The sequence below is a fragment of the Ruegeria sp. CK2 genome (genome assembly GCF_056536585.1).
Window position 1 is genome coordinate 39,878 of sequence record NZ_JBQFPW010000009.1, and the last position, 14,512, is coordinate 54,389.

Annotated in this window: 14 protein-coding genes; 6 read left to right on the forward strand and 8 right to left on the reverse strand. The window is 56.1% G+C overall.

The window, feature by feature from the left end; genetic code table 11:
• Nucleotides 1-45 precede the first annotated feature (45 nt).
• The 4 genes from ACR0BU_RS14420 to ACR0BU_RS14435 all read right to left on the reverse strand — a co-directional run bounded on the left by ACR0BU_RS14420 (nt 46) and on the right by ACR0BU_RS14435 (nt 4,977).
• A complete protein-coding gene (locus ACR0BU_RS14420; RefSeq protein WP_298935233.1) occupies nt 46-372 on the reverse strand; it encodes an antibiotic biosynthesis monooxygenase family protein in 327 nt (108 codons plus the stop codon).
• A gap of 154 nt (nt 373-526) precedes the next feature.
• Nucleotides 527-2,815: a glycosyl hydrolase family 28-related protein gene (locus ACR0BU_RS14425; protein WP_480736365.1), complete on the reverse strand. Its 2,289-nt coding sequence runs from the start codon at nt 2,813-2,815 to the stop codon at nt 527-529.
• Nucleotides 2,816-2,952: 137 nt separating this feature from the next.
• Entirely contained in the window at nt 2,953-3,354 is a 402-nt protein-coding gene (locus ACR0BU_RS14430; protein WP_480736367.1) for a DUF4864 domain-containing protein, read from the reverse strand.
• A 48-nt stretch (nt 3,355-3,402) separates the two neighbouring features.
• Complete coding sequence (locus ACR0BU_RS14435; RefSeq protein ID WP_480736369.1) at nt 3,403-4,977, reverse strand: lysine--tRNA ligase; 1,575 nt, start codon at nt 4,975-4,977, stop codon at nt 3,403-3,405.
• A gap of 260 nt (nt 4,978-5,237) precedes the next feature.
• Here ACR0BU_RS14435 and ACR0BU_RS14440 point away from each other — a divergent pair, with 260 nt between their 5' ends.
• Together ACR0BU_RS14440 and ACR0BU_RS14445 are read left to right on the forward strand one after the other, a co-directional pair.
• Nucleotides 5,238-5,975 (forward strand): class I SAM-dependent methyltransferase, encoded by a 738-nt coding sequence (locus ACR0BU_RS14440; protein ID WP_480736371.1) that lies wholly within the window; start codon nt 5,238-5,240, stop codon nt 5,973-5,975.
• Nucleotides 5,976-6,180: 205 nt separating this feature from the next.
• On the forward strand, nt 6,181-6,603 hold the full coding sequence (locus ACR0BU_RS14445; RefSeq protein ID WP_298935238.1) for a tellurite resistance TerB family protein: 423 nt from the start codon (nt 6,181-6,183) through the stop codon (nt 6,601-6,603).
• Nucleotides 6,604-6,605: 2 nt separating this feature from the next.
• On the opposite strand, the gene dacB is transcribed toward ACR0BU_RS14445, so the two are convergent.
• From dacB to ACR0BU_RS14460, 3 genes are all read right to left on the reverse strand, one after another.
• Complete coding sequence (dacB, locus tag ACR0BU_RS14450) at nt 6,606-8,084, reverse strand: D-alanyl-D-alanine carboxypeptidase/D-alanyl-D-alanine endopeptidase (RefSeq protein ID WP_480736372.1); 1,479 nt, start codon at nt 8,082-8,084, stop codon at nt 6,606-6,608.
• Nucleotides 8,085-8,150: 66 nt separating this feature from the next.
• Nucleotides 8,151-8,771, reverse strand: a complete 621-nt coding sequence (locus ACR0BU_RS14455) for a nicotinate-nucleotide adenylyltransferase (protein ID WP_300073110.1) — start codon at nt 8,769-8,771, stop codon at nt 8,151-8,153.
• Between the two features lie 32 nt (nt 8,772-8,803).
• Complete coding sequence (locus ACR0BU_RS14460; RefSeq protein WP_298935241.1) at nt 8,804-9,271, reverse strand: MOSC domain-containing protein; 468 nt, start codon at nt 9,269-9,271, stop codon at nt 8,804-8,806.
• 462 nt (nt 9,272-9,733) lie between these two features.
• Between ACR0BU_RS14460 and ettA the strand changes: the two genes are divergently transcribed.
• Together ettA and ACR0BU_RS14470 are read left to right on the forward strand one after the other, a co-directional pair.
• Nucleotides 9,734-11,389: an energy-dependent translational throttle protein EttA gene (gene ettA / locus ACR0BU_RS14465; protein WP_480736375.1), complete on the forward strand. Its 1,656-nt coding sequence runs from the start codon at nt 9,734-9,736 to the stop codon at nt 11,387-11,389.
• Nucleotides 11,390-12,102: 713 nt separating this feature from the next.
• Entirely contained in the window at nt 12,103-12,735 is a 633-nt protein-coding gene (locus tag ACR0BU_RS14470; protein WP_480736376.1) for a hypothetical protein, read from the forward strand.
• A gap of 62 nt (nt 12,736-12,797) precedes the next feature.
• Here ACR0BU_RS14470 and ACR0BU_RS14475 read toward each other — a convergent pair whose 3' ends face one another.
• The gene (locus tag ACR0BU_RS14475; RefSeq protein WP_480736377.1) at nt 12,798-13,160 is read right to left on the reverse strand and encodes a hypothetical protein; all 363 of its coding nucleotides are present in this window, start codon (nt 13,158-13,160) and stop codon (nt 12,798-12,800) included.
• Nucleotides 13,161-13,565: 405 nt separating this feature from the next.
• Between ACR0BU_RS14475 and ACR0BU_RS14480 the strand changes: the two genes are divergently transcribed.
• Entirely contained in the window at nt 13,566-13,772 is a 207-nt protein-coding gene (locus ACR0BU_RS14480; protein ID WP_298935245.1) for a cold-shock protein, read from the forward strand.
• A 180-nt stretch (nt 13,773-13,952) separates the two neighbouring features.
• Nucleotides 13,953-14,510 (forward strand): L,D-transpeptidase, encoded by a 558-nt coding sequence (locus ACR0BU_RS14485; protein WP_480736378.1) that lies wholly within the window; start codon nt 13,953-13,955, stop codon nt 14,508-14,510.
• Nucleotides 14,511-14,512: the final 2 nt, after the last annotated feature.

The window sequence follows — 14,512 nt, forward strand, 5'->3', positions numbered from 1 at the left end:
CCCATCTAACATGAGCCTAAAAACTAGCGCGTGCTTTGATCCAGGTCAGGAATTGCCGAATGTTTCAGCCACGTCATACATGACAGGCTCAAAGCTTTTGCACAGCTCGTTGATCTTGCGGTTTCGGTCGCGCATCTCAGGCGTGCGCAGCATCGCCAGAAAGTCTTCCCGGCGCTTCCACTGAGAATAGTTGGCGATACGTGTCTGAGCGTCATTTACATGCAACCCAGCTGAAACGAAGCCTGGCTGTTTGGAAATGAAGTCAGCATAGGCTTCGGTCAACGATTCGAGCAAGTCCTGGCAAGTTCCGGGGGTCATTTCAAAGGTGGTAATAACAGTTTGGACGCTGGTGTTTTTAGCTATGTTCGGCATCTGGCTCCTCCTTTGGCTGACCTGAGCCTAGCATAGGAAATTGAAACGTCTCCTGTTTCCTTCGGCTTTCTTGTCAAATCCAAATGGCACCCAGTATAGGCAAGGATACCACCCGATAAATGTGGCTGCCCGTTGGTGTGCAACATCCATTAGATCAATGCTCCATCCGCATTAGCACCGAGACTTCACCTTGCAAGTTTTCCGGCCACCGAAGCAATAACCCATCGCCATTGCTGCCTTGCGCTAGCTCTACATAAGGTGTCGCGTGACGCACCGATCCAAAGGCACTCCGCAGCGGGCCGAGAACAGTTACGGCGTCACAACTCAGGACCTTACCGCCGAACGGCAAATGAGCATAAGACCAAACTGGCCAGGCGCTGGTTGCGGCCGGCTGTATGTTCCGGACTCGCAAAGGGTTCGCGGCCTTCACGCTCACGCCATGATATGTGTTGTTTTGGAAGGTCACGTTAACATGGCGGTTCTTATCCAGATCGGCAAACGTGGTATCCACTCTCTCCGCACGGTCAATCCCGCCGCTACTGGCGCGAAATTTGTTCCCGGTGACAGCCAATCCATTCAAGAAGTGCCCGGGACCATGCGGGCGGATGACAATATAACTGAACCAAGGTGGGGCTTCGCTGGAATAGAAAATGTTGTCAGTGATGCTCATTGCACTGAACGAGTACCCCGAAACATAACTGGGAGTGGCATCCCGTTCATTTGACCATTCGACGAAACAGTTATCCACATAGTTCTCGGCGATGGTCGAACTGTTGTAGGTCCCGATCATGATCAGCCCGGCGGTACGGACACCCTGCGGAATGCTGTCACCCTGAAAGAAATGATTACCCAGGATCATGTTGTTGTCCCCGCCCACAACGGCAAAGTGTTTGAAACGTACCGCTCGGTTGTGTCGTAACTTCACGTCATTCGCGTTGGTATTCAGCGCTATCGAATTGCGGTCAGTGACAACGAACGACTCCTCCGCAGACAGGAACTGACAATTGTCGATCAGCATCCCCTTACACCCGGTTCCGATCGACGAGATTCCGCGATCCTTGGGTCGGCTGACAAAACAATCCGTCAGCGAGAACGTACTGCCCGACGGCGCCAATCGGATAGCGCTGCAGCGCCCGTTGCATTGAAACTCGATTTGCTCCATTCCGAATTTCCGCAGCGTACTGAAGCCGCTGAAATCCAAGAGATACTTGAACGCCTGAAAGGTGAACGTTTGGGTGCCTGATGCATCATAGATGGGTGCGTTCAGGGTGATCTCTCCGGCGCCAATATCCTTTGATCGCACATAGATCTCGCGCCCCACACCACTGCCCTCCACCAACGAGCCTACGGGGATGTTTGCAATATTGGCCACATTCGTCAGTCGTTTCGAATCCGACGGATCGTAGGTCGCGACCGAAGTAAATGTCTCGGTATCCCAGGCCGAATTGCTTTTAACATCAAACTGCCCGTTGCGGATCACGCGGCGCGTGGAAAACCCGCTTTGCCTGTTGGGGACTGCAGCGGCCAATTCAATCGGTGCATTGACCGAGATCTTGCGCCCCGCCAGATCCAACGACTCATGATCTGCGTTGTTCAACAACGCCTGAAATGCCTTCTTAAACGCCAGCTCTTCGTCGCCAAAGGCCGCGTCATAGGCAGGAAAGTCAAAGTTCTTGGTCAGCAGCAGCATTTTGTCGTCGGGCATTGTGACCGTGCCTTCGAAATCCATCTCGGACGCCATGCTGGTGTTTTCCGCCAGATGATAAGTACCTTGAGGGACATAGACCCTGCGTCCACCGGCTGCCTGATCCGCCACTTCAAACGCGGCTGAATCGTCGGTGACTCCATCCCCTATAGCGCCAAAATCGCGGACATCGACGACGCTGATCATCTCGCGCAAAAAAATACCGGTTACATCGGTGATCTCAATATCATCGACCCGGACCAATGCCCCGTTGACCCCTTCGATATCCAAACCAAAATGCCCGTACAGAGCCGACACACCCCAAGGCATATCCACCCCAGGACGCTGTCCGGTGCCGACGATCGCCGTAATCTCATGCACCGTACCATAGCCAGAAAGCTGCGTGGCGGGCCCCTGTTCGGCAACAGCAGCCAAATGGGTGTCGCCAGCAGCCCCGGCCCAGGCCGCAATCCTGACCTCAGGCAGCGGCCCGCTGATCGCCTTTACCCGGGCCTTGATCTGCAAGTAACAGCCCGGCACGATTGGCGTCTGCCCCATGTAACGCAGCTTTTGCGTGGCATTAACCTTCAGTATCTCAAGACAGCCTCCGAAATCCGCATCCGCCGGAACAAAGGCGCCTGTCCCTGATCCGTCATAGGTTGGTGAGCCCGGCGTGCCGTCGCCCGCAGACCATACACCTAAGCCATTCGCGAACTGAGGCGGCATGAACACGATGCCGTCGGTGATTGCCTTGTTCATAGAAATCCCTTTCCCAATCGCGCCGCACAAATCTGCGACACGTTCAAACCCCGTGCTCAGGTCCACCCCGAACGCGAAAGTCTGAGTATCCAAAAGGAATTAACCGCCGCTCAAATCACCGTAACGATGGTGTTGCGTCAGGCTGCCGGATCCGCGTTGCCCAACAGTTGTACACCGTTGATCTTCCAGGCGTCGTTCTGCTGCACCATCTGATAGTCCAAAATATGCACCCGCCCGTCACCATCGGTGATCATGACCTTCTGCCACAACGCTCCGGCAACCTCTCGCAGATTCAGAAACCGCACATCTGCTGGCCGCCAGACCATTGGATAACCGCGCTGCACCATAACGCCAAAATTCTCAGGTGTTCCGAACAAGCGCTGGATATTGGGGCTGGCAAAGGTGAAGGCAGTGGCAAAGTCATCCGCCTTGAATGCCTGTATCTGTGCGGCAATATTAGCCTCGATCTCGGCGTTCTGGGCGAAGGCACCTGATGCCAGTCCGGCACTCAGGGATATAGCAAGCAATAAACGACGCATGGGGCCACCTCCTATTCGAAGGATAGCCTCACGCTGGGTCAGGTCAAATCAGACCAGCTCTCCGGCCAGCGCCTTGTCGATCAGTGCAATGGTTTCCGGCACGCCATAGAGCGCGATGAACCCGCCAAACCGCGGGCCCTGCGAGGCGCCCAAAAGCACCTCATACAATGCCGTGAACCAGCCCCGCAGGGGATCAAACCGCTCACGTCCGACGGCATAAACCACCGATTGCAGCGCTTCATCCTCGATAGGTCCGTCATACGCTTCCAACTCCGCCTTCAATGCTTCCAGCGCTTCACGCTCTTGATCCGTCGGCACCCGGTGCATGCGGGTGGGTTTGACAAAATCATTGAAGTACCGAACAGCAAAACCCGCCGCCTGATCCAGATCGGGGTGCGTCTCGGCCGTGGCATCCGGCGCATAGCGACGGATGAAACCCCACAGCGCCTCTTTGTCCTCGGCCCCGGAAACCGAGGCGAGGTTCAACATCATTGCAAAGGGGACGATCAGGGTCGACTCAGGAACGTCGCCGCCGTGGATATGCCAGACGGGGTTGTTCAATTGCGCCTTCAATTCCTGCCCCGGATAAGCGCGCAACTGCTGGTGATATTCATCGTAGGCTTTTGGGATCACATCGAAATGCATCCGCTTGGCCGTCTTGGGCTTTTGGTACATGAAATACGCAAGGCTTTCAGTCGGCGCATAGGTCAGCCATTCGTCAATCGACACCCCGTTGCCCGAAGACTTGGAAATCTTCTGACCGTTTTCATCCAGAAACAGCTCATACGAGAAATGCTCCGGCGCACGGCCCCCCAGCGCCCGGCAGATCGCGTCATAGATCTTTTCGTTGGTGGCGTGTTCCTTGCCATACATCTCGAAGTCAACGCCCAGCGCCGCCCAGCGCGCACCAAAATCCGGTTTCCATTGCAGCTTTACGTTGCCGCCGGTGACCGGCAGCGTCCACTCCTTGCCGTCTTCGTCGTCGAAGGTAACCGCGTAAGTCTCAGCACAAACCTTCTTCATGGGCACATACAGAACGCGACCGGTTTCGGGATGGATCGGCAGGAAGATCGAATAGGTCTGCTGGCGTTCCTCGCGCAGGCTTTTGAGCATGATCGCCATCACGGCATCATAGTTATCGACCGCCCGCTTCAGGATCTCATCAAACTGACCCGAGCGATAAAAGTCCCGTGCTGAATAGAACTCATACTCGAAGCCAAAGGTATCGAGAAACCGACGCAGCATCGCATTATTGTATTCGCCGAAGCTAGGATATTCGCCAAACGGATCGGGAACCGTGGTCAGCGGGCATTGCAAATAGTCTTGCAGCGCCTCAGGGTTTGGCACGTTGCTGGGCACCTTGCGCATGCCATCGAGATCGTCCGAGAAACAGATCAGCTTGGTTGGAATGTCCGACAGCGCCTCAAACGCGCGCTTGACCATGGTGGTCCGCGCAACTTCGCCAAACGTTCCGATATGCGGCAAGCCCGAGGGACCATAGCCCGTCTCGAACAGCACATATCCCTTTTCCGGAGCACCCTGCTTGTACCGTTTGAGCAACCGCCGCGCCTCCTCAAAGGGCCAGGCCTTGGACGTCATCGCGGTTTCACGCAGGTCAGACATTTGTATTGAACTCCATCGGGGATCGTGCCAGCCACCCCATGCAACCAGCCCGGCCCCTGTTATTGTGCGGATGCAGCATGAGTCAATAAAGCGGACCGTATTTCTCAATACCCGCCCGAAAGGAATTTGACGGCATTGCCAGGTGCGCCAAAAAACAGAACAACCTCTGGGCGGTATTTCTGCTTCGTCCCGGTTCCAAAGCCTGCTATGACGCGTCTTCTGCGAGAACAAAGTAAACGATCTGAAAACAAGGAAGACGCATGCGACGCGAAACGACCAACAGGATCCGCTTTGTCCTTGAGGATATCCTACCGCCGGTCCTGCGCGACAGCTCAGCATTCCACTGGCTGGCCCGCCGTGTCTGGGGAACCCATATCACCCGTCTTGCTGAGTTTCGTGAGCGTGCGCCATATCTGGCTGATGACGAGTATGAGGCGCTCTATCGTGACCACCCGCGGGTTCATCAGGGAACTGACAACTCCGAAGCATGTATTGAGCGGATCGCAAAGGACGTTGTTGGTCAAAGCGTCTGCGACGTTGGCTGTGGCACTGGTTTTCTATTGCAACGTGTCTTTACTGCACGCCCCGATATCGAAAAGATGACTGGTGTTGATTTTGTAATCGACGACGTCGCCACCATCGACAATATCGACTACGTCGCAGCCCGTATCGAAGATCTGCCATTTGACGATAACACCTTCGACACAGTGATCTGCACCCATGTGATCGAGCATCTGCTGGATTACCGCCGCGCCATTGCAGAACTCCGTCGTGTTGCTCGCAAGCGCGTCATCATTGTTGTCCCGTTGGAACGCGAATACCGGTACAGCTTCAACCCGCACTTCAACTTCTTTCCCTATACCCACAGCTTTCTTCGCGCGGTATATCCGAGCCCCAAAGTACATGTCTGCGAGGACATCGGGCGGGACATTTACTACTGCGAAGACCTCGCAGAACAAACGGCCTCAGAGACACCGACAAAGGATCAACCAGCATAATAGTACCTACACCGGCGGTGGTGGTCTGATCAGAGCTACATTTGACACGGTTAAAAAACTGGGACGGGTTGCTATTGGCCGAGACAATCAAAGTATACAACTGACCTGCGCTATCCGCCGCGCCCGCAGATCAAACAAAGTGTTGTACCTGCTTCCACCCGCCCATATCCTACGCGTTCGAACACCTCCAAGCAGGACACATATAATGACCGATCAAATTCCCCACCCCATGTCCCCACAAGATTGCCTTGTGGCGATCATGGTTGCGGTCTCTGCGTCGGATGAAACCATTCGCACTGCCGAGCTGGTCAAAATCGAAACTGCGGTCAACATGCTGCCGGTCTTCTCGGGTTACGACATCGACCGCACCCGCCGCGTGTCGCAGATCGTGTTCGACCTGTTCGAACAAGAGGATGGGCTGGATGCCCTTTTTGGCTTGATCCGGGTCAACCTGCCCGAGCGTTTGAACGAAACCGCTTATGCACTGGCTTGCGACGTTGCTGCGGCTGACGGGTCACTGGCTGAAACCGAACTGCGCCTGTTGGAAGAAATCCGGTATGAATTGAATATCGACCGGCTGCACGCAGCCGCGATCGAGCGCGGTTCGCGGGCGCGTCACGTCGTCTGAATCTAACTTCCGTACAATGCGCCCCATCGCTCTATCAATGCTCGTTGCAGCTTGCGTGATCTTCGGTTCCAGCTGCGCGCGCCATCCGGGCGTTCTCGGGCCTCTCGCGGGATCGTGGCGCGGTGATCCATATCGGCGGTAAAAATGGCAAAAGCCAGGTCCGAGCCACCCGCAGTTGTCAGGAACCCGCCCAGCCCCGAAACAAAATTCAGCGTCCCGGTTTTGGCATCCACGCGGATCGGGTGATCCTTGATCGGCTTGCCATTGGCATCGGTCAAAGAAAACGGCTTCAGCAATGGCCGCAGCGCACCCGTCTTCCGCGCAGCGACAAGCGCAGCCACCAAATCACCCGGTTTCATGCGCGAGGCATCGCCAAGCCCGGAATGATCCACCATCGCGACCCCTTCGACCCCGTAGGTCTCAGCGGCCCAGCGGTTCATCTCGGCGGCCGAATCCGCAAGGCTGTTGGGTGCAGCGCCCCGTGCGACCGACGCGGCAAGCCCCACCATTTCTGCGGTCAGGTTGGTCGAGTACTTCAGCATCCCGCGCAGGATACTGTCCAGAGAATCGCTCTGGTGCAGAACCAGTACATCTCCGCGCGGTGTTTCGGTTGTAACCTGCACCCGGCCCAGAACGATTCCGTTTACCCGCGCCAATGTCTTGAACACATCACCAGCATACAGCGCGGGCTTGCGTACTGGTAACCACCGCGCGCCACCTTTGCCCAAGGCACCTTTTGCGACGGTCCAGCGATCCTGGCGGGCACTCGCTTCGTAAGTGTAGATCGGCAGTCGCCGGTCCGTGACCCGCATCCGCGCCATCTCAACCGACGGAGTATAATTCGCACTGCGCGCGTCCATGGTCACGTCATAGCTCGTGGCTTCACGTTTCCACTCGAAATGCACCCGGTTAAAGTTCAACGATATTCCACTGATCGCCGGACTGTACCCGACATGATCCGGTTGTCCGGGATCCACGCTGAAAATATACGGCAGAGCGCCGTCATAGACCTTGAACGCCCCGCGCACCTCGGTCACGCCCACCTTGCGCAAATTAGCCGCCATCTGGGCCAGAGCATCCGTATCCAGCAGCGGATCACCCCCGCCGACAAGGATAAGATCGCCCTTTAGAATTCCATTCTCAATAGGACCATTCGCCATTAGCGTGGTTTCAAATCGATGCGCCGGCCCCAGAACATCCAGTGCGTAAAGGGCTGTCATCGCCTTGGCAACACTTGCCGGAGGCAATCCCTTTTCGTCCCCAAAAGCTTCCAACTGCGCGCCGGTTTTTACATCAGCCACGGCGAACACAACGTCACCCTTTAAACCCTCGGCTTTGATGAACCGTTCGACGCCGCTCAGCTGCGGTCCACGCGCCTGCGGCCTCAAAGACACCAAGGGGGCTTGTGCCAAAGACATGCCCGGGATCAGAGACGCCCCCAATCCCCCCAGAAACAAACGACGTGAAATACGATCAACCATGGGTCAATTAAAATCCCAGAGATCACAACCAAACAACCACTGAAATGCACTATGCGCCGGGTGTGGCTATTCCGGCAACACCCCATCGCCCCAACCGCCGCGCCCGCGAATTTCAGTCGAGCTGACATTGATCATAGGCACATTCACGAAACACCACGCCGGCGCAGCAGCCCGCCCAAGCAAATGCCGCGCCTGCCCATCGATCCTGTACTGTGCATATGCGCGCGCCGCCGGAGACATCCGGGCCGATATCCGATCCCCCGGTCGCGCCACCACGCCCACCGGTACGCTGTCCATGATCTGTCGCCAGTCTTTCCAACGGTGAAACTGCGCCAGATTGTCGGCACCCATCAGCCAGACAAACCGGACCTGCGGATAAAGCCTTCGCATCGCCGCCAGCGTATCCGCCGTCGCGCGCGTCCCCGTCAGCGCTTCGATATCTGTCACCTCGACCCGAGGATGCTGCATCATCTCCCGCGCCGCCGCCATACGCCGCGCCGATGGAGCAGGGCCACGTTCCTTTAGCGGATTACCTGGCGACACCAGCCACCACACCCGATCCAGTCCAAACGCCTTCATCGCCTCAAGCGTGACATGCACATGCCCCTGGTGCGGCGGGTCAAACGACCCACCGAACAGCCCGATGACCTGCCCGGGCCGCGTGTATGGAATGCCAAAACGATCCATGCCTTGCTGATGTTCAGAACTGGACAACGTTGTCAATCAACCGGTTGAACCGCATCGCCCAACGTGACCCGCCCCGGCCACACCACCTCGGCGCACCACCCACCGTGCCCCCGCACGGCGGAATAGCCGCCTTTGCCCAGCGCCTCCTCCATCCGGCTGCACGGCGCGCAGATCACGGTAAAGCGTAGGATCGCCTCGCCCACCTGCACTTCGCGCCCTTTGAGCGCGGCTAAATTGATCCCTGAGACCACCAGATTGCGGCGCAGAATATCGGGCGACACCGGCCCCTGCCCCAAACATGACCCAATCGCCGCCAGATGCTCATGCTGGATCAGGGTCACCGCCCGTTTGCCTGCGCGGCCCCGGTCGCCATCAAGCCCATTGGTGGAGATCATGCCTTCCTTAACCGCGACCATCTCCGCACGACGCTCAGGCCGCAGACCGATCCATTCGACACGCCCCGGCTGCGTCCAACCAGCTATGAGATCTTTCAAGGCCACCTAAATCACCAGTTTCTTAATTGCGTACATCAGGCCTCAGGCCAACCCAACATCGATATTTGTTCTCCAAAATGCCTTGCTCCAATACCACCGATAGCGAATATCTTCCGGTCTGACTTCCGCCTTGTGCGCGGGAGCAGGTGGCATCAATCGGTCAATGCGTCGGATTGGTTCGTTGTAGATTTCCGAGCGTGCCCGCGCGGCGTCCCGGTGGAGTTTCCGCAGACAAAACATCGAAAAGCAAAACAATCCGAACCACAAAAGATATCCGGCGGACTCGGTTAATCCAATAGAGTTGCTCAAACCGTACACCTAATCCTGCAGCCAAATGATCCACGCTTGAACTACCCAATCTCAATCTCGTAGTCCACCGACGCCTTCGACGATCCTATCCATTGCCCCCAATCGAACCATCCGCTATCACCCCGCCCAACCTGATTTCCCCGACCCAGAGGACGCGACATGGCCGCCTATCAATATGTCTACCACATGCAAGGTGTCTCAAAGACCTATCCAGGTGGCAAGAAGTGCTTTGAAAACATCCACCTGAGCTTTCTGCCCGGCGTGAAAATCGGTGTCGTCGGCGTCAACGGCGCCGGTAAATCGACGCTCATGAAGATCATGGCGGGGCTCGACAAGGACTTTACGGGTGAGGCTTGGGCCGCCGAGGGTGCCAAGGTCGGCTATCTGCCGCAGGAACCGAAACTGGATGAAACCCTCAGCGTTCGTGAAAACGTCATGCTGGGCGTGGCCGAAAAAAAGGCGATCCTCGACCGGTATAACGAACTGGCGATGAACTACAGCGACGAAACCGCTGATGAGATGGCCAAGCTGCAGGACGAGATCGATAGCCAGAACCTCTGGGACCTCGACAGCCAGATCGACGTCAGTATGGAGGCGCTGCGCTGCCCCGCTGACGATGCCAACATCGCCAACCTGTCGGGCGGTGAAAAACGCCGCGTCGCGCTATGCAAACTGCTGCTCGAAGCGCCAGACATGCTGTTGCTGGATGAACCGACCAACCACCTGGACGCCGAAACCATCGCCTGGCTGCAGCAGCACCTGATCGACTACAAGGGCACCATCCTGATCGTCACCCACGACCGTTATTTTCTGGACAGCATCACCGGCTGGATTCTCGAACTCGACCGCGGCCGCGGCCTGCCCTACGAGGGCAACTATTCCGCGTGGCTGGAACAAAAGGCCAAACGGCTGGAGCAGGAAGCGCGCGAGGACAAGTCCAAGCAGAAGACCCTGCAGCGCGAACTGGATTGGATGCGTCAGGGTCAAAAGGCCCGTCAGGCCAAATCCAAGGCCCGGATCAACGCCTATAATGAGTTGGCCGAACAGTCCGAGCGCGAAAAGCTGACCCGCGCCCAGATCGTCATCCCCAACGGCAAGCGCCTTGGCGGCAAGGTGATCGAGGTTGAGGGTCTGGCCAAACACATGGGTGACAAGCAACTGATCGAAGGGCTGGATTTCGCCCTGCCCCCCGGCGGCATCGTCGGCGTCATCGGCCCAAACGGCGCCGGTAAATCAACCCTGTTCAAGATGCTCACCGGTCAGGAACAGCCCGACGCAGGCACCATCTTGCTGGGCGACACGGTCGAACTGTCCTATGTCGACCAGTCCCGCGACGACCTCAAGGACAACGACACCGTGTGGGAAGCGATCACCGGCGGCGCCGAGATCATTCAGCTGGGCGACGCGCAGGTCAATTCCCGCGCCTACTGCTCGTCCTTCAACTTCAAGGGCGGCGACCAGCAGAAAAAGGTCTCACTGCTATCGGGTGGTGAGCGCAACCGCGTCCACATGGCCCGCCTGCTGAAAGAGGGCGGCAACGTCCTGCTGCTCGACGAACCGACCAACGATCTGGACGTCGAAACCCTGCGCGCGCTGGAAGACGCCCTGGTCGATTTCGCCGGCTGCGCCGTCGTCATCTCACACGACCGCTTCTTCCTCGACCGGATCTGCACGCATATTCTGGCCTTCGAGGGCGACGCGCACGTGGAGTGGTTCGAAGGCAACTTCGAGGATTACGAAGAGGACAAAAAACGCCGTCTGGGGCCGGACGCGCTGGAGCCCAAACGGTTGAAGCATAAGAAGTTTGCGCGGTGAGGCATGCCATTTAGTTGGGAACGAATACCCGAAGATGTCCCATGTTTGGAGCGTGAAAGATCGATTAAGTTCGCAGTGGGCAATTACAGCTACTCGCTTCGTCTGGTGCCGTCCTCACCGACCAAAATTCAATTTGAGGCCAACGAACGAACCGAGAATTGGATCGTGGAAACTGTCAAGCGTAGCCGAAATCGTATAAGTTTGCGAGGAATTGCGTTCGATGCTCCCGGCATCAAACAGAAAGAATGCTGGTACGAGTTGGAATTGGGCTCGGTAAGCAAAATTACCTTTTGGGGTGATCGTGTAATTCTAAGAATCGACGAGACCATAAACGCAGATATCGAATCGCAGGATTGATGCTCGCTCGTATTAGTCCCAATTTCCGTTCAACCCTACACTTCATACAATGGGTGGAATTCCCTGTGCTTCAGCTCTCCGAATGCAACCAATCGGTCGAGTGCTTGGCCAACCCATGCTTGACCGGGGATCCGCGCGTTCGCACCTCGAAACGCCCACTGGACGTTTCGCCACCTGCGGTGGGATAGCGCTCACCGCCAACAATATGCTTGTGATTGCGGTAATCGTGCTTGTTCCTAGTGTACTGCCCTACCGCCGCTATCCTCTCCTTACAGTCCAAGCGCTATGTTTTATTAGCCAAAAGTGGTATCTTGTCTGCATTTGATATTCAGATTTCAACACAAGTTCGGTGCGACATGGAAGACACTGCAACTCTTTTGAACTGGCTCAATAATGAGACGACCCGAGATTTTTTGGCGATCGCGTTTTTTGGTCCGCTTGCCGCAGGTCTGGTCGCCTTTGTCGGCGAAAGGCTTGGGATTTCAGGCAAGATCAGACGATTGGAAGCACAGGAAAAACGGCTGATAATCGTCAACGGCCTGATGGATAATTCCAATCTTTCGCCCGAAATCCGGACCAACCTATCCGCCCAGTTGAACGACATTTCCGCTGAACTGGTCGCCGAATTTGGGGCTGGTGGACATGATGAGGAGGTTCTGGGCGCAAGTGCGGGTACACCAATCGAATGGGGCAGGCTCAAACCAATCAGGCGCGCGGTTTTCTTGCCCGTTCCCCGCACGCCTTTCGGCTGGACGTTGATCATACTTTACTACTATTTCCTGTTTTCCGTTGTCGTCCTGACAATAGGCATGGTGGCAGGTGATATTTCTATCGAAGGCCTTTGGTTCGGGGTTTTCGCCTATGTCGCCATAATCGCAGGGCTCCGGCAATTGCTGCGATTCCGTTACCAAGCGTATGTTCGCAACAGTGCCGAGCGCATCAAATACGCCCGCAATCTACTGAAGCAACAAATGGAGCAGCAGATCTAGCTTAGCACTGGGCCTTTCGCGCCAAACTCGCACCAGATCCAAAAAAAGTGGAAAGCGCGTTTCTACCCCCGAAACCCAAACTCCGTCACATAAACCCGCGGAGACATCCCGCCGAACAGATCGCGCAGCTTCTCAAGCTCGGCCTCGGGTCCATTCAACTCGACCCCGGTGGTCTCCACCAGTGCCTGCGTGCTTTCAAAGATGTGGCTGCCCACCTCCATATGCCGGATCACCGCATGAGCGCTGTCGTAGTCCTCACGGGACACCGCCGTGCCATCGGCCCCGAAACTATAGGCGGAGGCCAAATGGCCGGTCTCTTTCTTTCGCAGGTCAATCATCTCGGCACAGTTCTTGCGAAAGGCAGCGGCATTCGCGGCAGGTACCAAAAAATATCCGATGACGGTTACAATCTGCGGGACGGGCATAAGAGTTCCTCCAACATGTCGATTGAAAAAGACCTCGCTATCGTATCCTCGTTCTCTGCAGATACAAAAACTGATCCTGGCATGACGCACGATCCATAGCTCGCAAAACCGTCGTCTGAATTGCAATCCACAGCCTCAAACTGTCGCAATTCAGTATCTTTATGACACTTAGATTCACGGCAGATTGCGTCGGCGGATTCTTGTGCAAAACCAACGATTGGCCCTCAAACCCTTGTACAAACCGCACAAATTACCTTGTCACACGCAGTTCTCAATGCCATATCAAGGGCGCTTACGTTTTTCTATTCGACCTACTGTCTCCGATTCCGGCGCTCAGTCTATCGATACAGACAACGACGCCGGGCTGCCGCAACACCGTGGGTAGCACTTATAGGAGATTTCGGAATGCCTACAGGCACCGTAAAATGGTTCAATACCACAAAAGGCTTCGGCTTTATCGCACCTGAAGATGGTGGCAAAGACGTGTTTGTGCACATCTCGTCCGTCGAACGTTCGGGCCTTACCGGTCTCGCCGACAACCAGAAAGTCACATACGAGCTGCGCGCTGGTCGTGACGGTCGCGAAAGCGCCGACGACATCCAGCTTGTCTAAGCTTTTGAAAGGGTGAGGTTTTTCCTCGCCCTTTTTCTTCGGAGACATAACTCCTCGCGGCCGTCAGTGTGGCCCGCGGAATACATCACTTTTCGGTTATCCTTGCCCTGCAATTGACCAGATAGGCTATCATTCTCAAACTACGGCAATGATTTATTTGGCAATTTTGTGAGGACCATCATGTTCACGCGTCGCGTATTTCTTGCGTCAACGGCCGCCGCCAGCTTAATACCTGGCCTCGCTGTGGCGAAAAAAGCGGTGGAATATGACCCGGCACCGCAATTTGTCCGGGTCAAAAAGCAGTTCCTGCCCGGTCAGCTACTGGTCGTTCCACGCTCGTTTTATCTTTATTTCGTGACAGAACCCCGTAAGGCGATCCGTTATGGGTGCGGCGTCGGCAAAGCCGGGCTGGAATTCACCGGCATGGCCACAATCGATGTAAAAAAAGAATGGCCAACCTGGCGACCTACGAATGAAATGATCGAACGCGACCCGGTCGCTTACGCGAAATTCAAGGACAACGACTATGTTCAGCCCGGAGGCAATGGCAACCCTTTGGGCGCCCGGGCATTGTATTTGTTCCAAAACGGGGTCGATACCTATTTTCGCATTCACGGAACAACTCAGCCGCAGACAATCGGACGGGCTGCGTCCAACGGATGCATTCGGATGCTGAACGAGCATGTCGTCGATCTATACAACAGGGTTCCCATCGGAACGGTTGTCACTGTCGTCTGACC